This window comes from Cedecea selenatireducens, from assembly GCF_042138895.1.
In the GTDB taxonomy this organism is placed as follows: domain Bacteria; phylum Pseudomonadota; class Gammaproteobacteria; order Enterobacterales; family Enterobacteriaceae; genus Cedecea; species Cedecea selenatireducens.
The window spans coordinates 175,173-197,489 of sequence record NZ_JBHIKW010000005.1 but is presented as its reverse complement, the minus strand read 5'-3'; the positions used below and the strand labels follow the sequence as shown (position 1 = coordinate 197,489).

The following is a 22,317-nucleotide window of genomic DNA, read 5'->3' as shown; positions in this document are numbered from 1 at the left end:
TTTCCCCTTAATCAAAATCAACACGCAGATAGCCGCGGGCGGTGAATGGCCCTTCTTTCGGCTTAACGCCCGTGACGCTCACCGGCCAGGCGCGAATCCCCACCCTTGCCGCCGCCGTATCATCAAGCTGGAAATTAATCTTGCTGCCCAGGTTGTTTGGCGTCAGCGGCGTGCCGCTGGAGTTGGCCACGATAAAACCGAGATCGCTGTTATCGGACACCATCATATTGCCGCTGGCCTTTTCGGCTTCAAGACGCAGCGTAAGGTAAGCCTGAGCGTCAATATTGGTGCATTTGATGCCGACGGTTTTGCTCTGCGGCGTCACGCTTTGCGGGCGATTACCGGCCCCGGCCTGGCTGAACAGCGATGCGCCAATGCTGCCAAAGTCGAACTCGACCACCTGGCCGGCGTTGATTTCACAGGTCTGCGGCACTTCAACCTTGCCGCTATAGCTGATGGTGTAAACCACCGTACTTAACGGATCGCCGGTAGTGGTCGTGACGTAGACACGGAACATCGTCTGGCGTGGGATCGGCACCATATTGATAAAACGGCGGGTAACTTTAAGACGAAATACCAGTTTCGAATCTGTGACCCCAAAAGGCTTATTCTTCGACACGTTAGGGTGAGAGCCCATCTGCATGTAGTTCACCGGAGGATAAAAATCACCGGCATAGCTGTCGTTGATTTTCATTGCGCCGTTAAGATAATCATTTATTTTTAGATACTTATAACTACCCACTACTTCCTGGATAGGTAAATCTGTCACGTAGCTACGCTTGGTGGTATTCCCCGATGTTCCCTTAGGGCAAACCGCATTCACGCCAATCAGACCTGATTTTTCAGACAGGGTCACAATCTGCCCGACGTTGTTATTGCTACTATTAAATTTGTCAGACAAATCATAAGCAATATCGGTCGGAATGCCTTTCTCGTTTGAGCAAACCGTCGCCGCAGCGGGCCCCGCGCAGGCCAGCAGCAGCCCGCCGGTAATCAAAGTGTTCAGTTTCATCTTCATCTTCCTGAATCTCTCCGCACGCTATGAGCAGGTGGCGGTCGCCATGACGACAGCCTGCTTCAGGCTCTCCTCCGGCAGGGAGTAGTTGGCGCGACACTGGGAACCCTTCCCGTCGCCCCATTGGATCAACAAGTTACCTTTCAACGGCAGGCCGCTGAGGTAGATTTGCCCGTCGTCGCCGGCCATGCTGGTCACGCCGCTTTGCACCTCCCGCACCACTGAGCCGAACGGCACCGGGCGGTCACCGCGCTTAACGGTAATGATGGCGCGCACGCCAATACGGGCATCGAAAGCGGCTCGCACCAGCGCGCCTTCGGTCGGCACCACGCTGCTGACGTTATTTTCAATGTCGGTGTGGTTGTCCATTGTGTTGGTATCCAGCGCCACGCGGTTGTAGCGGTAAACCGTGGCATACGGCATCACGGCATAGCCGCGCCAGTCCGTTTTCACGCCGGTCTGGTTTTCAATGCTGACGCCGGAAGCACCGGGCGCTTTGATCAGCACGTTGGTGTCGCCCAACGGCTGGCTGAAGGTCACCCCGTCCGCATGCCCCACTACGCCGCCGGAAGCCTGCCAGTTGAAGTCATGCTGGCTGCGGTCATAGTTGTAGCCCAGGCCAAGCGTGCCGTAAGTCGCCTGCCAGTTGGCGGTGGCGCTGCCGGAATAGCCGTTAGTGCTGGTATGGCCCTGGGTAACGCTGTAGTTCAGGTTACGGCCTTCCAGCAGCGTCCCGCCAACCCCGCTTTGCCAGCTGTTTTTGCCGTCAGAGCTGCGGCTTGTGGCCATCGTGGCATAGGCACGATCCAGCGCCGTATCGCGCGAATAGCCGTGGCCAAGCAGCGTGCTAAACGGAACCGAAAGGTTAAACGCGATGATGCGGTTGGTGTCCGAAAGACCGAGGGATTTACTCCAGGACAAGGAAAGCGAATAGCTGATGCCGCGCCAGCCGCTGGAATAACCCAGCTGATACCAGGTGTTGTCCTGATCGGTTCCCCAGTAGGTTTGCTGGCTGCCGGAAACATAGACCGAGCCGTAATCTCCCAGAGACTGAGAAATGTTGACCTGAAACCGGCCCTTTTTGTTGTAGCGCAGGTTGTGATAGCTGGTCGCCACCAGCTCCTGGCGATTGCTGTCGTTGTTTTGCCACTCATACTGGTAGCCTTCCATGTTGCGGTAGGCCACGTCATCCAGCGTGTAAAAACCACGCGTGGAGTAGCGGTAGCCGAGCAGCTGGAAGTTGGTGCCATAGTCGCTCAAGGATTTTGCATACAGGAAGCGCAAGGACTGCCCCTGATGCTCACTGTCATCCGCCAGCTTGCTGCGTGCGTGGGTCAAATCAAGGGAGATAGCCCCCCAGTCGCCAAGGTTTTTACCGGCACCTAACGCAACTGCGGTATAGCGTTCAGCCAGCTGCGTCCCGCCGTAGGCGGTATAGCCGTTCGGCAGACCGGCAACCAGCGTCCCCTGGGTAAAGAACGGTTTATCCTGCTGGTTATTCCCGCTGCGGAAGTCGCCCATCACCACGTCATACTTAAAACGCCCTTCACGCTGCAGCAGCGGAACGGTGGAATAAGGCACGGTATATTTCTGCTGGGTGCCGTCTTTCTCCTCAACCGTCACCTCAAGGTCACCGCTTGAAGAGGTCGGGTTAAGGTCGCTAATGGCAAACGCGCCCGGAGAGACATAGCTCTGATAAATCACATAGCTGTTTTGACGAATGACGATCTTGGCGTTGGTGCGAGCAATCCCACGCACGGTCGGCGCGTAGCCCTGCAGGCTGTCCGGGTACATGCTGTCTGAAGAATAAAGGCGCGCGCCGCGGAATCCGAGGCTGTCGAACACGTCACTGCCGGTGTTGCTGTCGCCCATGACCAGCTCACCCTTCAGCGGAATAATCGTGCGCTGCAGCGTGGTGCTGATGTTCTGCCACTGATTCTGACGGCGGCCATCGCCGCTGCTGTAGTTCCAGGCCCCGTTATTACGCAGGCGCCACGGGCCGAGATTCAGGCCGCTTTGCAGGTTCAGATAATAGCTGTCGTTGTAAGTCCCACGGTTGCCGGTAAAGGTGTAGTTCAGCAGCGCGGCAGGGATCCCTTCATCCCACTGATCCGGCGGAATGTAACCACGGGCGCTGTTGATAAGCGAAGCCTGAGGCAGGCTAATATCAAGGCGCAGGCGAGAAAAGTCGTAGCTAATCTCGGCTCCCGGCACCGCCGTCGTCACCGGCACGCACTCCCCGGGCTTAAATTTTGCCAGCTCGGGATAGGCGAGCATATTCAGCCCAAGGCGCTTGAGCCATTCGGTGTCCAGGCAAGGCGTTAGTCCGCCGGATTTCACGGCTTCAGAAGCAGACAGTTTCTTATCCGCCGCAGCAAAGTTCACGTCTTCGGTGGCAACAAACTCATCGTTACGCCAGATGTCCACGCGGTAGACGCCCGGCGGCTGGCTGCTGCCTTTTTCGAAACGAGACAGATCCGCCACAGCCGCGGTATCGTCCGACAAGAATGCCGGGTTGAAATAGCTCTCGGCGACGGCGAGTCCAGGCCAGAGTGATGCCAGGATGGTCGCCGTCAGCGGCGCTAGCGTAAAAACCTTACGCGAGACTGATGTCTTCATGATTTACCTGCTTCCCTTTGCCAGCCCGGCTTTACTGCATGACACCCGCTTGTGCTTTCGTCACCGCGCCGTAATCGTTCACGCTCTGGAAGCTCACGGCGCCCTGAGCGCCAGACGGCACGGCAACCTGCACGCTATTTTTTGGTGCCACCATGGTGTTAGGCAGCTTCTCGTTGCCCATCTTCAGGTTGACCAGCGACACATAGTAAGGAGAAGGGTTGCTGATTTTCAGGTACTGGCCGCTGCGGGCGAAACGAATCTGCTTGAGGGCGTCTTCGGGCTGCATCTGCAGGTTTTTAGGACGCACAAACAGCTTAATGCGGGAGAGAACCGCCAGTTGGAGGACGTTCTTGCCCTCAACGCTGTTTTTATCCACCGAAGGAATCGCCTTAACGTTCATCCAGAAGATGGACTCACGGTCGCTCGGCAGCTGCGGTCCGGCATAGATAATACGCAGCGTGTTCTCGCTTTTTGGCTCGCTGACAAACAGCGGCGGCGTGACCACGAAGCTTTTCTCTTTCTGCCCCAGATCGTTTTCAATCCAGGAGTTCACCAGAAAGCGTTCTTTAGGATCGCTATTGGTGATGGCCAGCGACGTTTGTTTCGCATCGGCCGGGTAAATAACGCGCGTGGCGCCCAGGGCAATACCGCCCGCAGCCTGCGCATTAAGAGAGGTAATCATTAAAGAGAGCATCAGCGCCGAAGCGGCTTTATATAATTTGTTCATCACGACAGGTACCATCAAAATAGCCAGAATGGAGAAGCAGAGGTTCAGGGATAAACCAGCGTGAACCAGACGTCGGAGCGAATATTTCCGGGCGACATGTGCTTAGAGACCGAACGATAACGCGCAGTAAAATGAAAGCTCATTTCCTGCGTGGTTATTGGCGAATATGAAGCCGGTTCGCTATTTGGAATAATCAACTGCTGCTGTTGGTCAAATAACGCCAGGCCAATCCCGCTGCTGGCGTCATTGCCGCTTACGCTGGATGTAGCCAGAAATACCTGAGGATCTTCCGCCGGGGTTGAGCCCTGGAACGCGATACCAACATGGTCATAAACCTCCGGGCGGCAGTCCGTCAGCCGAAGGGTAAAAGGGATGCTGGGCGGCGCGTAGCTGCCAACATCTTTAAAAACGTTGCTTGGGTACTGACCCATTTGCACGGTCATTTCCTGACTTTCAGGCGCGACGGCGCAGGCGCCGTTGACCAACTCGCCCTGCATGTGCACTTCACCGCCGTGGAAAACCACAATGCGCTTTGCCTGAACGGGATTCACCGCTGCCAGAATAGCCAGGAGCAGGATTTTCCTTGTCATCATCGTCCTCTCTGGACTCACGTCGGACAAGCCTCGTCCCTGAGGCTGAATCATCCTTGTGCTATCAGCTGTCGCTGATTATTCGTATTTCATTACGAAGGTAGCGTCCGCGTTTGCAGCACCGGCAGTGGCGGTAGCAGCAGTAGCTTTATAGCGAGCGGTGAACGGAATGGTGTTCTCACCGTCGTTCAGAGTCTGAGCGGTAGAGAACACGGTCCCGTTTGGAGACAGCGTCTTAGAACCACGATCCAGGATCTCGATACCTACGCCTTTCGCGGTGGTGGCGTTACCGCCTGAGTTCACCGCCAGCAGGGTTGGATCGGTTGCATCAGTCTGGCCGGTGAATGCCACAGAAGCGGTAGCCGCAACGGTGCTATCGCAATCGGTCAGCACGATGTTGAATGGGATCTGGGAAGAGGTATCGCCCACTTTGGTGAAAGCGGCGGTACGGTACTGGCCCAGCTTAACGATCTGGCCGTCGGACTGAGTGCTTACTGCGCAAGCGGCGTTAACCAGCTCGCCCTGGAAATGCACGGTACCGCCATTAACGGTAACTGGATCTGCTGCGTTAGCGGCGCCGCTTACCAGAGCAACGGTGGCGATCAGTGAAGAGGCGATTTTGCTTAATTTCATGGGTATTCCTTCATATATAAAACGCACATCGGAGCAATGCATCCTTCATTACGCCGTTTGAATCATCATCGGTCTTAAATGACCGCATAACGCATTTCCCACATCCTGTGGGAATTCCTTAGAATGCTCAGTATTTTCATGAGAATTAAAGACAAACGATTCCCCGGCCCGTTATTTCATGGCCGTAAAGAAATCATCCTTAATAATCAAAAATAAAATTTATATATATTCGCACCAGGTGACGAAGTGGGGCTAAATTAAGCCAAATTTGAATTAAGTAATAGATGCCAATTCTTTATGTTAGGTAAGTCCGGTCTTAATAACGCCTAAGAAATCACCAGGACAACCTTTCGGGAATACGGGGATAAAGCAGCAAAAACCTCGTTTATTTAGGGGGTTATGCGTCCCTCCAGGCATGAGAATATTGTATATTTATTGTTAAATTTGTTTATTTTTTGTTTAACACAGGAAAGGGAATCTTGAACGCCAAATGCGCAATACCGTGCAAAGTTGCCAAAACGTTAAAGTCGTTGCGCAAGCGGTGATACACTGGAGGGCTTGCCATCGAAAACTTACCCAGGACTTCAGGATGAATGAGACCGCTCCCCACGCCATTCCGGCGACCTCGATAACCCGCCCCAATTGGTCAGCAGTATTTGCTATCGCTTTTTGCGTCGCCTGCCTGATTACCGTTGAGTTTTTGCCGGTTAGCCTGTTGACCCCTATGGCACAGGAACTGAATATCTCCGAGGGCGTTGCCGGGCAGTCAGTCACCGTCACCGCGTTTGTGGCCATGTTCGCCAGCCTGTTTATCACCAACCTCATTGGCTCCACCGATCGCCGCCGCGTGGTGCTGCTTTTTGCCGTCCTGCTCACCGCCTCCTGCCTGCTGGTTTCATTTGCCGGTAATTTCTCCCTGCTGCTTTTGGGCCGCGCCTGCCTCGGGCTGGCGCTTGGCGGCTTCTGGGCCATGTCGGCTTCGTTGACCATGCGCCTCGTTCCTGCCCGCACGGTGCCAAAGGCGCTGTCGGTTATCTTCGGCGCGGTGTCGATTGCGTTAGTGATTGCCGCCCCGCTGGGCAGCTTTCTCGGCGGAATAATAGGCTGGCGCAACGTCTTTAACGCCGCGGCGCTGATGGGCGTAGCCTGTATTATTTGGGTCTGGAAGGCGCTGCCTTCGCTGCCGGGTGAACCGGCGCACCAGAAGCAAAACATGTTTGGCCTGTTAAAGCGGCCGGGCGTGCTGGCGGGCATGCTCGCCATCTTCATGGCGTTTGCGGGTCAGTTCTCGTTCTTTACCTATATCCGCCCGGTTTACATGACGATGTCGGGCTTCGACGTTGACGGCCTGACGCTGGTGCTGCTGAGCTTTGGTATCGCAAGTTTCGTCGGCACCTCGCTTTCCGCGCCTATTCTGAAACGCTCGTTAAAGCTGGCGCTGGCCTGCGCGCCGCTGATACTCGCCGTTAGCGCGGCGGTGCTGGTGCTGTGGGGAACGAATAAAACGGTGGCTTCGGTGATTGCGGTTGTCTGGGGCCTGGCCTTTGCCCTGGTGCCGGTAGGCTGGTCAACGTGGATCACCCGTTCGCTGGCGGACCAGGCGGAAAAAGCCGGGTCGATTCAGGTGGCCGTTATTCAGCTGGCCAACACCTGCGGCGCGGCGGTGGGCGGCCTGGCGCTGGATAACCTCGGCCTGCTGGCTCCGCTGATGCTATCCGGCAGCCTGATGCTGCTGACGGCCCTGCTGGTTGCGGTGAAGGTTCGGGCTTAAAAAAATCTAAAAATAGCGCCTGATATCAGGCGCTATTTTTTTATCAACCGCGCCAGAAAGGCTTATCGCCCAGAATAGTCGCGCGGTGCATGATGCGGCGAGCCGGGAGATAATCAGCGTTGGCATAATGCTGGGTGACGCGGTTATCCCAAATGGCAATATCGTTTTGCTGCCAGCGCCAGCGCACCTGAAACTCCGGTTTGGTGATGTGGGCAAACAGGAAGCCCAGCAGCGCCTCGCTCTCTTTTTCCGTCAGGTTGACGATGCGGGTGGTAAAGCCTTCGTTGACGAAAAGCGCCTGCTTGCCGCTGACCGGATGAGTACGAATCACCGGATGGCGCAGCGGCGGGTTCTTCGCCACGGCTTCGCGCCAGCGCTGGTGCTCGACCTCGTTATGGGAGTACTTGTACTCCTGGAACGATTTGCGGAAGTCATGTTCTGCCTCCAGCCCGGACAGCAGCTTTTTAAACGGCTCCGACAGCGCCTCAAAGGCAGCAATCCCGCTGGTCCACAGCGTATCCCCACCGGTTTCCGGCAGCTGCTTCGCGGCCAGAATCGCCCCGGCAGGCGGCGTTTCAATAAAGGTCACGTCGGTGTGCCAGTTGTCGTTATCCGGCGGATTATCGTTGTGGGTATCCAGCACGATAATTTCTTCCACACCTTCCGCATGCGGGTAAACCGGATGGATATGCAGGTCGCCGAAGCGCAGAGCCAGCGCGCGCTGCTGAGAAGGCGTTATCTCCTGTTCGCGGAAGAACAGCACCTGATGGCGGATCAGCGCGTGGTAAATCTGCTCGAACTGGTTATCGCTCAGGCCACGCGTCAGATCCACGCCGCTGACCTGCGCCCCGATGTACGGCCCCAATGGCTTAACGTTCACTTTTTCACTCATTGCCCTTCTCCATGCCACGGGGTCAGGCGGCGCTGTAGCGCCCGCAGCCCCAGTTCTAAACAAAATGCGATGACGGCTATTACGCCGATCCCGGCCAGTACCACATCTGTTGCCAGAAACTCACCGGCCGACTGCACCATAAAGCCCAGCCCGCGCGTCGCGGCAATAAGCTCTGCGGCCACCAGCGTGGACCAGCCCACGCCCAGCCCGATGCGGAAGCCGGTCAGAATTTCAGGCAGCGCTCCCGGCAAAATCACATGCCAGATGACCTGCAAACGGGACGCGCCCAGCGCCTGGGCGGCACGAATACGGACCTGCTTCGCGCTGCGCACGCCCGCCATGGTGGACATGGCTACCGGCGCAAAAATCGCGAGGTAAATCAGCAGGATTTTGGAGGTCTCGCCGATGCCAAACCAAATCACCATCAGCGGCAAATAGGCCAGCGGCGGCACCGGGCGGTAAAGCTCGATCAGCGGATCAAGGATGCCGCGCACGGTGGAGCTCAGCCCCATCGCAATGCCCACCGGGATGCCTATCAGCACCGCAGCGGCAAGCGCGGTAAGAATGCGCCCCAGGCTGGCGGCCAGGTGCTGCCACAGCGTGGCGTCCATAAAGCCCTGCGGCCCGGCTATAGTAATCAGCTTCGAGAGCACCTGCCCCGGCGGCGGAAGAAACAGCGGGCTGACCCAGTGCTGAGAGGCAACCCACCACCACAGCAGCACCAGCGTAACCAGCGTTGCCGCGCTTAGCGTCAGCTGCCGCGAAAACGGCCAGCGCAGCGTAAGGCGGCGGCGCACCGGCTTGTCCTGAATGACTACGCTCATAAGAAGCCCTCCCGCTGTTCAAACACGCGGCTCAGCACGTATTCGCGCTTCGCGATAAATTCAGGGTCAGATTTGATGCTGCGGCACGGCTCTCCGGCGGCAAAACGACGACCGAAATCAAGCTGTAGCCGCTCCAGCACGCGGCCAGGGCCCGGTGACAGCAACACTAACTCTGTCGCCAGAAATACCGCTTCCTCAATATCATGAGTAATCAGCAGCACCTGGCGGCGGCTCTCATGCCACAGCTTTAGCAGCAGGGTTTGCATCTGCTCGCGGGTAAAGGCATCCAGCGCGCCGAAGGGTTCATCCAGCAGTAAAAGCTGAGGCTTTGTTGCCAGCGCGCGGGCAATGCCCACCCGCTGCCGCTGCCCGCCGGAAAGCTGCCAGATGGCGCGTTTGGCTTTATCTTCCAGGCCAACCTTGCGCAGCATGTCGAGCGCAAGCTCTTCACGCTGCGGCTTAGGCTGCCCGGCAAGCTGCAGCCCGAAAGCCACGTTATGCAGCACCGAGCGCCAGGGCAGCAGCCCCTCGTTCTGGAAAACAACCCCGCGCTCGGCGCCAGGGCCCTCAACCGTTTTGCCCTGCAGCGTAATACTGCCGGAGTGATAGGGGACGAAACCGGCGATCAGGTTAAGCAGCGTGGTCTTACCGCAGCCGGAAGGGCCGAGCACCACCAGCAGTTCGCCCTCGTCCACCGTCAGATTAATGTCGTCGAGTACCGCTTTACCGCCGTACTCCGCGCTAAGATGCGAAACCTGTAGCATCGCCGTGCCTCCTGTTAACGGTTACTGCGCCAGCGGCTTCACGAAGCGGTCGGTCACAAACTGGCTATAGTCGGTTGCCACCGCAGGTACTTTGCCCTGCTCTTTCAGGAACTTCGCGGTATCGACGATAGCTTTATTCACCGGGCCGCTAAGCTGCTCGACCTGCTGTTTCGCCGTCAGGTAGGTATTGCCCTTCACCAGCCCAGGGACGTCGGTTTCCGGCACGCCGCTCAGGCGCGAGAGCTTGCTCAGGTTGTCCGGCTGCTTGAGCCACTGCTCCGGGTTGTCGATATAGCCTTTTTGGGCCGCAATGGCGCTGCGGGCAAAGGCGGTGACGACATCAGGGTGTTTTTCGGCGAAGTCTTTACGCACCACCCACACGTCGAGCGTTGGGGAACCCCATTTGCCCACCTGCGCAGAGTCTGTCAGCACGTTGCCGTCTTTTTCCAGTTCGTTCACCGCGGGCGCCCAGACATAGGCGGCGTCGATGTCGCCGCGCTGCCAGGCGGCAATAATTGCCGGAGGCTGTAGGTTAAGAATTTGAACCTGATCCGGCTTAATACCCCAATGCTTGAGGGAAGCCAGCAGGCTGTAATGGGTGGTGGAAATAAACGGCACCGCGATACGTTTACCGATGAGATCCTGCGGAGATTTGATGCTTTTTTTGACCACCAGCGCTTCAGAATTACCGAGCTGGGAGGCCAGCAGGAAGACCTCAATCGGCACGTTCTGGCTGGCCGCCACGGCTAGCGGGCTGGAGCCGATATTGCCGATTTGAACGTCGCCAGAGGCCAGCGCGCGAACCACGCTCGCGCCGCTGTCGAATTTGCGCCATTCCGCTTTTGCCCCGCTGTCTTTGGCAAAAGCATCATCGGCTTGCGCAACTTTGGCGGGTTCGGCGGAAGTCTGGTACGCCACGGTGACGTCCACCGCGTGGGCCTGAGCTGCGATTAAGGCCAGTGCAACCAGCCAGAGTGAGTGTCGTTTTGCTGCCATGATTCTGCTCCTGTCTCGGGGGAGAAAGCAGTATTTCCAACGGCAACGATTCCATAAAAGAATAAAAAATTATCGCTAATGCTTTTCTGTCCTTAGAAAAAAAGTGGGTAACGATAGATGTGAAGTGGGAATAATGCCGCCCGCAGAGCGCGGGCGGGCAGAGTTATATTAACTTAAGTCAAATCAACGTTCTTGCTGCCGAAGAACCAGGTCATGATAAAACCGGCGGCATAGGCGATAACAATCCCGGCGACGTAAACCGCCATCCCGGCGAAGATCCCCTGACTTGAGGTCATCAGCGGAATCGACACTAATCCGGACGGGCCAAAGACGGTATTCAGCCCGACGGGCAGCCCGAGCCAGGCCACCAGCCCGATGAAGAACCCACCAATCCCGCCGCCGATACAGGCGGTGATAAACGGCTTAAGGCGCGGCAGCGTCACGCCGTAAATCAACGGCTCACCAATGCCCAGCAGGCCGGGAATAATGGCCCCTTTGATTTGCGTGCGCAGCATCGAGCCTTTTGGAGAGCGGGCAAACAGGGCCAGCGCCGCGCCTACCTGCCCCGCACCGGCCATCGCCAGAATAGGGAACAGCGAGTTGAAACCCTGGGCATCCATCAGTGCGAAGTACACCGGGACAAAGCCCTGGTGAATACCAAATACCACGGCAATCAGGAACAGCCCGGCCAGAATCGCCGTCCCGAATGGGTTGCCGTTCAGGTGCATAAACAGCCACGACATGCCTTTGAACAGCTCGCCGCCGATGGGCATGATCGCCACAAAAGTGATAGCCCCGGTGATCAGCAAGGTGATCGTCGAGGTAAGGATCATGTCCAGGTTATCCGGGATCATCCGCCGCACCTGGCGTTCGATCCACGCCCCCAGAATACATGCCAGCAGTACGCCAATGATGTTGCCGCGCGGGTCGATTGTCAGCCCAAAGAAGGTATCCATCCCGGCGTAATAGCCCACTTTGCCTTCCGGCACGTAGCGCAGAATAAACAGCGAGGCGATGATGGCCCCGTTCACGCCGGTGCCGCCGAAGGCCTTCTGGGTATTGAAGCCGATAAGAATGCTCAGGAAGGTAAACAGCCCGATGCTGAACACCTTCATATAGGCAATAAGCTGGGTCAGCCACGCCGCAGGGGTTGTACCTTCCACCACCAGCGTTTGCTGCAGCAGCGTGGCAATCCCCAGCAGCAGCCCGGCGGCAATAAAGCCCGGGATCAGCGGCGTGAAAATGGTGGCAAACTTGGTGAGGAAGTTATGCACCGCGCTGTTCTGCTTCGCCTTCATCTGCTTTTTGTTCTGGCTGGCGAGCGCGGCCAGATCCGCACTTTCGCCGTTCTCCGGCTCGCTTTGGCCGCCCTGCTTCAGCATCGAATTCATCAGCTCGCTGGCGGTTTGCGCTTTGCCAGGGCCGAGAATGATTTGCAGCTGATCGTCGCCGTTGACCACGCCCATCACGCCGGGAATTTTTTTCAGTTCGTCGTGTTGAACGAGATCTCTGTCTTTGAGCGTCAGCCTGAGGCGCGTCATGCAGTTGCCGCAGACAAGGATATTGCCGCTGCCGCCCGTCAGGCGCAGGACTTGTTCCATCATCGAGCCGGTGATTTTCGCCATAGCTATCCGTTTAACCCCTGCAATGCTTTACGTATAAAGCCCTGATTTTTCGCCAGCACCTCGCTGGCCTCTGCGGCAGACAGGCCGCTCAGCAGCATGAAGATCGCCGTTTTACAGTGACGGTGGCAGGCATTGAGCGCCTCTTCTGCCTGCGCAGGGCTGGAATCGGTAGCCTCAACCACGATATTAATCTGGCGCTGAATCAGCTTGGCGTTGGTGGCTTCCACGTCAACCATCAGGTTGCCATAGACTTTGCCGCTGCGGATCATCGACCCGGTGGTGATCATATTCAGGATCAGCTTTTGCGCCGTGCCCGCCTTCATGCGTGAAGAGCCGGTGACGACTTCGGGGCCGACCACGGGTTCGATGGCGATATCAGCCGCCAGGCTCATTTCGCTGCCGGGATTACAGGAGATTGCCGCGACGGTGGCGCCCACGCTTTTTGCATAGGCCATGGCGCCGAGCACGTACGGCGTGCGGCCGCTGGCGGCAATACCCACCAGCACGTCTCGCGCGCTAAAGTTCAGGTTCCGCAGATCCTGCTCGCCCATTTCACGGCTGTCTTCGGCGTTCTCCACCGCCTGCAAAATGGCCGGATGCCCGCCGGCAATCAGGCCGACCACCTGCTCGCGAGGGGTGCCGAAAGTTGGCGGGCACTCACTTGCATCCAGAATACCCAGCCGGCCTGATGTCCCTGCACCGCTGTAAATCAGCCTGCCGCCCCGGGCGAATGCGGCCACGACTTTATCGACGACCTGAGCCACCTGCGGCAGCGTTGCCTCAACCGCCAGCGGCACCTGCTTGTCTTCATTATTGATAACTTTGAGCATGTCTAAAGTGGGCAGCGTATCGATTTCCGCGCTCGCCGTATTGCGGCTCTCGGTGACCAGTTTGGTTAAATTAATCTTCATCGGGACATCCATTAGTGTGTTCTGCAGTGCATAGTATGGAATATTTTATTCCATGTGCGTGCGCATTATCACGAATATTTTATTCCAATGAAGGGAGAATAGCGGAATAACTCAGGCGAAAAGGCCGCCCTTACGAGCGGCAAAGGAGGGAATCAGACGAGGCGGGCGAAACCGGCTTCGAGGTCGGCAATCAGTTCTTCAACGTTTTCCAGACCGATATGCACGCGCACCAGCGTGCCGCTGAAGTCTACCTTTCCGGCCGGGCGGATTTCATTCAGCTCTTCCGGCTGGTTGGCCAGGATAAGTGACTCAAACCCGCCCCAGGAATACGCCATATGGAACAGCGCGAAGTTGTCGAGATAGCCAGCAAGCTGTTCGTCCGTCAGGCGCTGTTTCAGCACAAAGGAGAACAGGCCGGAGCTGCCGGAAAAGTCACGGTCGAAGAACGCATGCCCAGGGCATTCTGCCAGCGCGGGATGGTTAACCCGCTCCACCTGTGGATGCTCTGACAGCCAGCGGGCAATCGCGAGGCTGCTTTCTTCATGCTGCTTCAGCCTCACCCCCAGCGTGCGCAGGCCGCGGGCGGCCATATACGCCGTATCGGCATCCAGCGTCTGGCCCATCAGGTAGGAATTTTCACGCAGGCGATCCCAACAACGCTCGTTGGCCACGGCCGTCCCCAGCATGCCGTCCGAATGGCCAATGGTGTATTTGGTCCCGGCCTGAATCGAGATATCTACGCCATAATCCAGCGCGCGGAACAGCACTCCGGCGGCCCAGGTGTTGTCCAGCATGATGACAATATCCGGATTAACGGCACGAATGGCCTTAATCATGCCGGGAACGTCCTGAACTTCCATGGTAATTGAACTCGGAGACTCAAGGAAAACGACGCGGGTATTGGGCTGGATAAGTTCGGCTATCCCGGCCCCAATCATCGGATCGTAGTACGTCGTTGAGACGTTAAATTTGCTCAGGATCTTATTGCAGAAGTCCTGTGTTGGCTCATAGGCCGCGCCGGTCATCAGGATATGGTCTCCGCCGCTGACGAAGGCCAGAATCGCGTTGGTGACCGCCGCCGCACCGCACGGATAAAGCGAGCACCCGGCGCCGCCCTCCAGGTCGGTCATCGCCTTCTGGAAGGAGAAATGCGTCAGCGTGCCTCTGCGACCATAGAACAGCTCGCCGTTTGCCCGGTTGGCAGTGGCAAATTTTTTGTCTTTTACGCTGTCAAAAACCAGCGAGGAAGCGCGCTGAATCACCGCATTTACCGCGCCCTGGGTGTAGCGTTTCTCCCGTCCGGCGGTGACCAGTTGGGTTTCAAGATGCATTTTCTGTTTCATAAAAATCTCCCGTTATTTCCTGATTCATTCCATTCAGAGGGCTTAGCCCGCAATACCGTCCGCCGCCAGCGGGGCGCTTGCCTGAGGTTCAGTGCGCTTCTTTCCGGCAAACCGCTCAACGATTTGTGCCGCATTAAGATCGTGAATAACGTTGATGAGCGTGGCCGGGGCGTCGGTAATGGTGCCAAGCACCACCAGCAGCGGGATGGCCTCCATCGGCAGACCCAGCGTGGTCACAATAAAGATTTCCCCGAGGAACGCGCCGCCCGGCACGCCGCCAACGATAATGGCCGACAGCACGGCAATCAGCATCGCGAGGAAGAAGGTTTCGCTGGTAAACGGCAGGCCGAGAACCGAATAGATAAAGACGATTTTCAGCGCGGCAATCATCGCCACACCGCCTTTATTGAGGTTAACCAGCAGCGGAATCGAGACATCGACGATTTCAGGATTGATACCCATCGCCTTGCCCGCGCGCAGCGTAACCGGCAGCGTCCCGAGCGAAGAACAGGTGCCCAGCGCGGTGGCTGAAGGTTCAATGGCGTGCCGCCAGAACGCTTTCACCGCCGGGATCCCGCCGCCAATCCACGAGTAGAAAATGGAGCCAAGCACGTAATAGATAAGCGTTGCGGCCATAAACAGCCCGATGGCGCGGGCAAAGGTCATCAGCAGCGCGGCATCCTGACTTGCCATGGTGGCCGCGAAGTAGCAGCCCAGCCCGATCGGTGCCACCTGCATGATAATCGAGACAATTTTCATGATAACGGTGTTGGCATCCTGCAGCAGAGCGGCGATGCGCCTGCCCGCGTCCGCCGACTGGCCAATCGCCACCCCGGCAATAATCGCGATGACGATCAGCGCCAGAATGTTCGACTTGGAAAACAGGCCAACGAAGTCGCTGGTGGTCACCATGCTGACAAAATCCATCTCCCCCGAGCCGCCTTTCACCGAGTGAGAAAGATCGATGGTCACGCCCTGAGCCGGGTTGTACCAAAGTGCCAGCAGCACAATGCCTGCGGCAGGAATAAGCGCCATGGCGATGGAGACAATAAAAATAACCACCATGATGCGGCCCAGCCTTTTAAGATCGGTCATGCCGGCAATAGAAGACATCACGCTGACGCCAACCAGCGGCACAATAATCATAAACAACAGGTTGAGGAATATTTGCCCGACGGGCTGTAATTTAATGGCGTAAGTCGGGGCATAAATACCCAGCAGGCCACCGACAATAAGGGCAAATAAAAGAACAAATGATGATTTGTAGGGTTCGAGGCGTGTCCACATAAAGGATACCTTCTCAATAAAAGTAATAATAACTGGGACGAAAATCACAATTACCAACTGCTGCAATTAAATCCCCGGGCTTTTGTGATGCAAATCACTAATGATGTATAAAATTCATTTTCTAACTTCTTTATTTACTACAGCGCAATAGTTACACTTTTGAAATTGGATTGGTATGGGGAATTAATACCGTTTCCGCAAATCACTTGTGAATAAAAGGAAAGAATGAGCGCGCCAATTTCACTCAAGCATCTCGAGGTATTCGTCAAAATTATCGATTGCGGCGGGCTGTCTGAAGCTGCGGCGCAGCTCAGCGTGTCGCCTTCGGCGGTGAGCAAGAGCCTGGCGGCGCTGGAGGATTTGCTGGGAACAACGCTTATCAAAAGAACGACCCGCAGCATTACGCTGACCGATGCGGGGCAATATTTGTTTAACCGCGCTAATAAGTTAATTAAAGAGTTCGACGATACGCTAAATACCACATCCAGCTATTACAATAATCCGCAGGGGGAATTACGCATCACCTGCTCGATTGCGTTCGGCTACGCCAGGCTGGTCAACCTGGTTGATAAATACCGGGCGAACTTCCCCGACGTGAATCTTTATATCGACCTTAACGATAACTTTATTAATCTTAATGAATCCGACTTTGATATCGCCCTGAGAATATCCACCTCTCCGCCGCAAAATTACGCCATGCGCAAACTGGCGCCGGTACGCTGGGCCTACTGCGCTACCGCTGACTATCTCAGCAAGAAAGGGATGCCGGGCAAACGCACGGACCTGGTGACGCACGACTGCCTGGTTTACCCTGGGTTAACGCCGCTGATTAAAACTACCGACGAGCACGAGCGGCAGCACCTGCTAAAAATGCGCACCCCAATCCAGGCTAACAGCAGCCTGGTGCTGCTTAAATCCGTACTGGAAAACCAGGGCGTCGCCTACCTGCCCACCTACCTGATTGGCGACCATATTCAAAAGGACGAGCTAACCCCGCTGCTGCTGGACGGTATCATCACCTACGAAACCCATGCGCTGTACGCCCTCTATTTCCCGAGCAAATACAGCAACCCGAAGGTCCGGTCGTTTATTGATTTCCTGGTAGAGCAACTTGCGCCGCAGCCCGCGTGGGACAGCTGGATCCCTTGACTATTCCCCTCTAGTTTTTATGTGTTATTATCCGCCCGTTTCCTCAACCGAAGTCACTCAGAGGCCTGATGCTGGAGAATGTAATCATCAGATAATCAGCTCCCCGCCCACCACGGGACGGACTGATTATCACTGCGCTTAATCCGTATGCGAACACACGCGTTGTGTTGGCACGTTTTGCACATGATGATGAAAAGGCTTTTCCAGTATGAATTTATCCCGTCAGGAACAACGTACCCTTCACGTTTTAGCGAAAGGGGGACGCATCGTTCACACCCGCGACAGCTCTGGCCGCGTCACCGCCGTTGAATGTTATACCCGTGAAGGCTTGCTGCTTAGCGACTGCACGCTGGCCGTGTTCAAAAAACTCAAAACCAAGAAGCTGATTAAATCCAGCCACGGGCAGCCGTACCGGATCAATACGACCGGCCTGAACAATGTGCGTGCCCAGTTGGATAACCGATAATTAGCGATGAGCCTGGATGAGTAAACGCTTTGAAGGGCTAAAACAAACAACGGGCCTACTGGCCCGTTGTTTCAGTGTTCGAGCGCGGCGGCTCGGGATTCTTCGATGCAATAATGGTTGAAGCGTTCGCAGAACCACATTTTTTGCTCGTGGCTCATGTTGCCGGTCACGGCCTGGAGATTCACCTGCTGCCCCGAAGCCTGCATATGCGCGAAGCTGCGCGCCAGAAAATCAAAATTCTTTACTGCCTGTAGATCTCTTTTCATCAGCATATCCCTTTGTGAGTTAACTTTTGGGTAAGTCATATGCTTCTGTTTTCAGTATCGACCCGTCCGCGATCATTTTTTGAACAATGGGTGCGCTTTTGAGCTTTTTTCGTTCGATATATCGGCACGCCTCGCAAAACACATCTCAACGCTGCCGAACCGGCCTTGCTAACTGCGCCGCCTCCAGCGTCAGCTTCGCGGCGGTAAACCTGTCGCTTCGCACGCCAAGCACCTCTTTTTCCCACAGCGGATTCAGCGGCACGTGGTAGCCCGCGTTCTTCGCCTGCATCACCAGCTCGGCCAAATCGTCTTTATTCTCAATGATGCACAAAGGCTCGAAGCGTCCGATTTTGCACGGCAGCGCAAACGTGGCCGGATAGTTGCTCTCCGGGTCGGTCACCGGGTTGGCGTTGTCGGTTGCGTGATGCACGACTTTTTCGCCCTCTCCTGCCAGCGCCTGGTTAAGCACGCCGATCATCCGGCGAGCGCGTTCGCTGGCATTGCCTATCTCACCGTCGCTCTTGCGGTAGAAGCTCGCCGGGTCGTCATAGTCCTGCCGCAACGCCGCGTGCTCGGGAAGCGTGCGGTAATTTTCCAGCCGCTGGCGAAAAACCTGATGCGACACGTCCGGCACCTGCAAATTGTCTTCCGGCCCTAGCTCGCTAACGTGCGGGGCGATGACCAGCAAATCATAATCTGCTGTGAAGGGCCTGGCTTCGGCATGCGGAGCAAGCACCTCCAGCGGCGTACCATGATGGGAAATTCGATATCGCGCCTCTCCGTTCCCCGGCAGCCGTTGGGCCTCAAACGCATAGCGCTCGCCGCCCGGCCCGCTGGCCCTGAGATGGCTCACGCCGCGGGTATTCTCCGGGGAAAGCTTATCGATAAGCCCCTGCTCAAACAGGTTATGCAGACGGCTTTGGGAAACCTCCAGCGGCACGGCTACGGCATGCCCTTCGGCGATACAGGCCTGCGTCTGCAAGTTGAATTTTGCGATTCGCTCGGGCGAGGCGTTCTCCAGCTTGCTAAAACTCTGCTCCACGCAGATAAACCCTGCCTGCGGCCCCCACGAGGCGCTTTTCCCCTTGATGTGAAAACCTTTGGTTGGATGCCCGGCCTCGATCAGCGCCGTCGACAGCTTGTCCACCGGGCGAATGCCGATAATGCAGTTGTGCTCCGAGGCCACGCGCTGGAGCGAGATAAGGTGTGCAGGCACGATGCCTGTTTTGTCTTTGACCTGAGAAACAAGCTGCTGGAGACTCGTGCCGGGGATTTTATTCTCTGCGGGCAGATGAAGCCCGGCATGGCGATACGCCACGGGGGTAGATTCCACTTTCATTTTTACGGCCAGGCTCCCGGCGATAAACAACAAGCCATTGAGGCTGCGGCCGGGAAAAGGCGGCCGGGGCAGCATCACGCGAAACATCACCCAGGTGAATGCTCGCGGATTGCCCCGCCGCCCCAGGTTTTGGTTAAGTCTTATCTTTCACCGTTTCGGTTCCACCGTTATTTTTCACCGAGGCAACGCCTTTGTCGCGGGATTGCTCCGTGGCGTACATCTGGCTGGTGCCAATCACCTGATGATTCCCGGCCTTGAGGTTAAAGTAGAACTTCCCGTTGCTGGCGACCTTCTTGTCGTAGCGCTCGTCCAGCGGGCTGTTGGTGCGCACCGAGGCGATGCCGTTGTCCGCCGAGGCGCGGGTTTTATACAGCTCGCTGGTGAGGACCACTTCCCCGTTACCGGCCTTGAGCACAAACTTGAACTGCCCGTCGCTGCTTTTGCTTAATTCGAACCAACCAGACATGTTAACTCCTTGATTAAAATCATAAACAGTTAATAGATTGGGTGAACTTCAAAAACAGTATGTACGAAAAAAGAGCAAATCGCCCACTCCCCCAGCGAACCGGCGGGACAAATGTCCCGGCCACGATGCGGATTTCAGATCCCGCTGGCAGTTTTCGCGCTAATCTGTGGGCTGCGCGGGACGGGCGTCCTGTCCTTATTTGACGGGAAATTTTATAGTGAACACCATGAAAAACGAGAGCAGACAAAGCGACTGGCTCAGCGTCATTGAAAGAGTGACCGGCGACCCGACGCTGTATGAGCTGCTGAAGTATTGCCCGCTGGATATTCTGCGCAGGTGGCAGCTAAAACATTACCCTCGTGGCTCGCTGATCTTCCGCCAGGGTGAAACCTGCGATGAGTTCCACCTGATCGTTAAAGGGGAAATTGACGTTTTCACCACCGCCGACGACGGGCGAAAATATTCCCAGGCGCGCTATAAAAAGGGCGACATGCTGGGCGAGCTGGAAATCTTCGAGCGGCGGCAATACATCTGCTCGGTAGAAGCGGTTAGCGACGCGGCGCTATTAGTGCTGACGCGGGAAGATTTTATTCGCTGGCTGGCGTTAGACAATTACTTTAATCAAAAAATATTACAGGCCGTCAGCGATCAATATTATCAGCTCTCCAAAAAGGCCGGAGAAGACATTCTTTATTCGTTACATCAGCGTATTTGCCTGGCGTTATGGCAAAAACACCAGCAGATCCAGGGCGACATCCTGCTTAATAAGCAGCAATTAAGCGAGCAGTTTGCGGTGGCGCCGCGCAGTATCAACCGGATTTTATCCGAGCTGCGGGAAGAAAATATTATTGTGATTCACGGCGAGCATATTCAGGTTATCGATCCTCAACGCCTGCGCCAGCACGCCGAACATTAAAAACAGCAGTAAATCCTGAGCCCGTTTACAGGGCTCGTTTAACGCCAGGTAAAACATCATGACCCAACTCCAGCCCCATATCCGGCTCAGCCGGGAGATGACGCACGCCCGTTATGCGCTCCTGCCGGGCGATCCTAAACGCGTGGAACACGTCGCTCAGTTTCTGGAAAACGTAGAAGACTTCGGCAGCAACCGGGAATATCGTGCCCTGCGCGGCTGGTTCCGTGGGGTGGAAGTGCTGGTGATGTCCACCGGCATGGGCGGGCCCTCTACCGCCATCGCCGTGGAAGAGCTGCGCCAGATTGGCGTCACCAACCTGATCCGCATCGGCAGCTGTGGGGCGATGCAAAACCACATCCGCCTCGGCGACCTGGTGATCGCCACCGCCGCCGTGCGGGACGACGGCACCAGCAATATGTACATCGACAAAGGCTACCCGGCCTGCGCGGACATCGGCCTGGTGCACCATCTTGCTCAACAGGCCAAACGCCTGGGCTACGCCAGCCACTGCGGCTACGTGCGCAGCCACGACAGCTTCTACACCGAACGCGAAGACGAGATTAACCAGTTCTGGTCCGGCAAGGGCATCCTCGCCGCGGATATGGAAACGGCGCCGCTAATGGTGGTCGGCGCGCTGCGCGGCTTACGCATCGCCTCCGTGCTCAACGTGGTCGTGGAGCACAGCGGCAATCTTGAAGAAGGCATTAACAACTACCAGCAGCAGGAACAGTCCTGCCTGCAGGGTGAATCCCGCGAGATCTTACTCGCCCTCGAAGCGCTCTACCTTGACAGCCAGGAGCAGTAATCATGGATTTCTTCAGCATTAAGAATGTGATGGTCACCATTCCGCTTGGCGAAGGCGGCTACGCGCTCTCGTGGATCGAGGCCATCGGCACCGTTTTCGGCCTGCTCTGCATCTGGTTCGCCAGCAAAGAGAAAATCATCAACTACCTGTTCGGCCTGATTAACGTCACGCTGTTTGCGGCGATTTTCTTCCAGATCCAGCTTTACGCCAGCCTGCTGCTGCAGGTGTTCTTCTTCGCCGCCAACCTTTACGGCTGGTATGCGTGGAGCCGCCAGAACGAAGCCAACGAGGCCGCCCTGAAGATTCGCTGGCTGCCGCGCAGCAAAGCATTCACGCTGGTGGCGGTGTGCCTGGTCGCCATCGCGCTGATGACCTTCTTTATCGACCCGGTCTTCGCCGTGCTGACCCGCATTGCGGTGGGCATTATGCAAAGCCTCGGCGTGGCGGTTGAGATGCCGCAGCTCCAGCCGGATGCCTTCCCGCTGTGGGATTCCGCGATGCTGATCCTGTCGATCGCCGCGATGGTGCTGATGACCCGTAAATACGTTGAGAACTGGCTGCTGTGGGTGGTTATCGACGTGATTAGCGTGGTGATTTACGCCATTCAGGGCGTGTATGCCATGTCGCTGGAGTACATCCTGCTGACGGCGATTGCGGTGATGGGTTCTATGGCGTGGATTAAGAGCGCCCGAATGATTGGCTCGCGGCCGCTGGCTTAAATATTTTTATTCACTTCAAGGGCCGTTTAACGGCCCTTTTTTTATTCGGATATATCTTATTTATCAAGCCGGATGAAAATTAAAGGCTTTTTAAAAATCTCGAAATTTTCAGCGACCGTATTCAACCCGCTCAGCGCAATCATCTATGCTTTAGTTAAGGCATAGCAGCCAAATAATTTTTAACGATCGTTAGC

The 22,317-nt window shown here is 56.3% G+C and carries 22 protein-coding genes; 6 read left to right on the top strand and 16 right to left on the bottom strand.

Annotation, left to right across the window (positions count from 1 at the left end; translation table 11 throughout):
- Window positions 1-7 precede the first annotated feature (7 nt).
- The 5 genes from fimH to fimA form a co-directional block, all read right to left on the bottom strand.
- The gene (fimH, locus tag ACE38U_RS10595; RefSeq protein ID WP_038478779.1) at window positions 8-1,012 is read right to left on the bottom strand and encodes a type 1 fimbria D-mannose specific adhesin FimH; all 1,005 of its coding nucleotides are present in this window, start codon (window positions 1,010-1,012) and stop codon (window positions 8-10) included.
- A gap of 27 nt (window positions 1,013-1,039) precedes the next feature.
- Window positions 1,040-3,634, bottom strand: a complete 2,595-nt coding sequence (locus tag ACE38U_RS10590) for a fimbrial biogenesis usher protein (RefSeq protein ID WP_375529717.1) — start codon at window positions 3,632-3,634, stop codon at window positions 1,040-1,042.
- 31 nt (window positions 3,635-3,665) lie between these two features.
- A complete protein-coding gene (gene fimC / locus ACE38U_RS10585; RefSeq protein ID WP_375529772.1) occupies window positions 3,666-4,361 on the bottom strand; it encodes a type 1 fimbria chaperone FimC in 696 nt (231 codons plus the stop codon).
- Between the two features lie 44 nt (window positions 4,362-4,405).
- Window positions 4,406-4,951, bottom strand: coding sequence for a type 1 fimbrial protein subunit FimI (fimI, locus tag ACE38U_RS10580; RefSeq protein ID WP_375529771.1), 546 nt, complete (start codon window positions 4,949-4,951; stop codon window positions 4,406-4,408).
- A gap of 78 nt (window positions 4,952-5,029) precedes the next feature.
- The gene (fimA, locus tag ACE38U_RS10575) at window positions 5,030-5,584 is read right to left on the bottom strand and encodes a type 1 fimbrial major subunit FimA (RefSeq protein WP_038478773.1); all 555 of its coding nucleotides are present in this window, start codon (window positions 5,582-5,584) and stop codon (window positions 5,030-5,032) included.
- 589 nt (window positions 5,585-6,173) lie between these two features.
- Between fimA and nepI the strand changes: the two genes are divergently transcribed.
- Window positions 6,174-7,355 carry a purine ribonucleoside efflux pump NepI gene (gene nepI, locus ACE38U_RS10570; protein WP_038478770.1) on the top strand — a complete coding sequence of 394 codons (1,182 nt, stop codon included), beginning with the start codon at window positions 6,174-6,176 and terminating at the stop codon, window positions 7,353-7,355.
- Between the two features lie 43 nt (window positions 7,356-7,398).
- Here the strand turns inward: nepI and tauD are convergent, their stop codons facing one another.
- The 8 genes from tauD to ACE38U_RS10530 form a co-directional block, all read right to left on the bottom strand.
- A complete protein-coding gene (gene tauD, locus ACE38U_RS10565) occupies window positions 7,399-8,247 on the bottom strand; it encodes a taurine dioxygenase (RefSeq protein WP_038478767.1) in 849 nt (282 codons plus the stop codon).
- Complete coding sequence (tauC, locus tag ACE38U_RS10560; RefSeq protein WP_038478764.1) at window positions 8,244-9,071, bottom strand: taurine ABC transporter permease TauC; 828 nt, start codon at window positions 9,069-9,071, stop codon at window positions 8,244-8,246. Before tauC ends, tauD begins: the two co-directional genes overlap by 4 nt.
- Window positions 9,068-9,835 carry a taurine ABC transporter ATP-binding subunit gene (gene tauB, locus ACE38U_RS10555; protein WP_176981549.1) on the bottom strand — a complete coding sequence of 256 codons (768 nt, stop codon included), beginning with the start codon at window positions 9,833-9,835 and terminating at the stop codon, window positions 9,068-9,070. The genes tauC and tauB overlap by 4 nt, the downstream gene beginning before the upstream one ends.
- A gap of 21 nt (window positions 9,836-9,856) precedes the next feature.
- Complete coding sequence (tauA, locus tag ACE38U_RS10550) at window positions 9,857-10,831, bottom strand: taurine ABC transporter substrate-binding protein (protein ID WP_375529716.1); 975 nt, start codon at window positions 10,829-10,831, stop codon at window positions 9,857-9,859.
- Window positions 10,832-11,004: 173 nt separating this feature from the next.
- Window positions 11,005-12,456: a PTS N-acetylmuramic acid transporter subunit IIBC gene (gene murP, locus ACE38U_RS10545; RefSeq protein WP_375529715.1), complete on the bottom strand. Its 1,452-nt coding sequence runs from the start codon at window positions 12,454-12,456 to the stop codon at window positions 11,005-11,007.
- A gap of 2 nt (window positions 12,457-12,458) precedes the next feature.
- Complete coding sequence (murQ, locus tag ACE38U_RS10540; RefSeq protein ID WP_375529714.1) at window positions 12,459-13,367, bottom strand: N-acetylmuramic acid 6-phosphate etherase; 909 nt, start codon at window positions 13,365-13,367, stop codon at window positions 12,459-12,461.
- Between the two features lie 152 nt (window positions 13,368-13,519).
- Window positions 13,520-14,710, bottom strand: coding sequence for a cystathionine beta-lyase (metC, locus tag ACE38U_RS10535; protein ID WP_375529713.1), 1,191 nt, complete (start codon window positions 14,708-14,710; stop codon window positions 13,520-13,522).
- Between the two features lie 42 nt (window positions 14,711-14,752).
- Window positions 14,753-15,997 carry a dicarboxylate/amino acid:cation symporter gene (locus ACE38U_RS10530; RefSeq protein WP_375529712.1) on the bottom strand — a complete coding sequence of 415 codons (1,245 nt, stop codon included), beginning with the start codon at window positions 15,995-15,997 and terminating at the stop codon, window positions 14,753-14,755.
- Between the two features lie 225 nt (window positions 15,998-16,222).
- On the opposite strand from ACE38U_RS10530, the gene ACE38U_RS10525 reads away from it, so the two are divergent.
- A complete protein-coding gene (locus tag ACE38U_RS10525; protein WP_039287902.1) occupies window positions 16,223-17,146 on the top strand; it encodes a LysR family transcriptional regulator in 924 nt (307 codons plus the stop codon).
- 208 nt (window positions 17,147-17,354) lie between these two features.
- Window positions 17,355-17,612, top strand: coding sequence for a YjhX family toxin (locus tag ACE38U_RS10520; protein ID WP_375529711.1), 258 nt, complete (start codon window positions 17,355-17,357; stop codon window positions 17,610-17,612).
- A gap of 71 nt (window positions 17,613-17,683) precedes the next feature.
- Here ACE38U_RS10520 and ACE38U_RS10515 read toward each other — a convergent pair whose 3' ends face one another.
- From ACE38U_RS10515 to ACE38U_RS10505, 3 genes are all read right to left on the bottom strand, one after another.
- Window positions 17,684-17,884: a glycogen synthase gene (locus ACE38U_RS10515; protein WP_038478739.1), complete on the bottom strand. Its 201-nt coding sequence runs from the start codon at window positions 17,882-17,884 to the stop codon at window positions 17,684-17,686.
- A gap of 139 nt (window positions 17,885-18,023) precedes the next feature.
- A complete protein-coding gene (locus ACE38U_RS10510; protein WP_375529770.1) occupies window positions 18,024-19,304 on the bottom strand; it encodes an anthrax toxin-like adenylyl cyclase domain-containing protein in 1,281 nt (426 codons plus the stop codon).
- Between the two features lie 46 nt (window positions 19,305-19,350).
- Window positions 19,351-19,683 carry a YegP family protein gene (locus ACE38U_RS10505; RefSeq protein ID WP_176981543.1) on the bottom strand — a complete coding sequence of 111 codons (333 nt, stop codon included), beginning with the start codon at window positions 19,681-19,683 and terminating at the stop codon, window positions 19,351-19,353.
- A gap of 217 nt (window positions 19,684-19,900) precedes the next feature.
- On the opposite strand from ACE38U_RS10505, the gene ACE38U_RS10500 reads away from it, so the two are divergent.
- The 3 genes from ACE38U_RS10500 to pnuC are packed head-to-tail and all read left to right on the top strand — an operon-like array spanning window position 19,901 to window position 22,123.
- Window positions 19,901-20,599 (top strand): Crp/Fnr family transcriptional regulator, encoded by a 699-nt coding sequence (locus tag ACE38U_RS10500; protein ID WP_370527351.1) that lies wholly within the window; start codon window positions 19,901-19,903, stop codon window positions 20,597-20,599.
- A gap of 58 nt (window positions 20,600-20,657) precedes the next feature.
- Window positions 20,658-21,404: a nucleoside phosphorylase gene (locus ACE38U_RS10495; protein ID WP_375529710.1), complete on the top strand. Its 747-nt coding sequence runs from the start codon at window positions 20,658-20,660 to the stop codon at window positions 21,402-21,404.
- A 2-nt stretch (window positions 21,405-21,406) separates the two neighbouring features.
- On the top strand, window positions 21,407-22,123 hold the full coding sequence (pnuC, locus tag ACE38U_RS10490; protein WP_375529709.1) for a nicotinamide riboside transporter PnuC: 717 nt from the start codon (window positions 21,407-21,409) through the stop codon (window positions 22,121-22,123).
- Window positions 22,124-22,317: the final 194 nt, after the last annotated feature.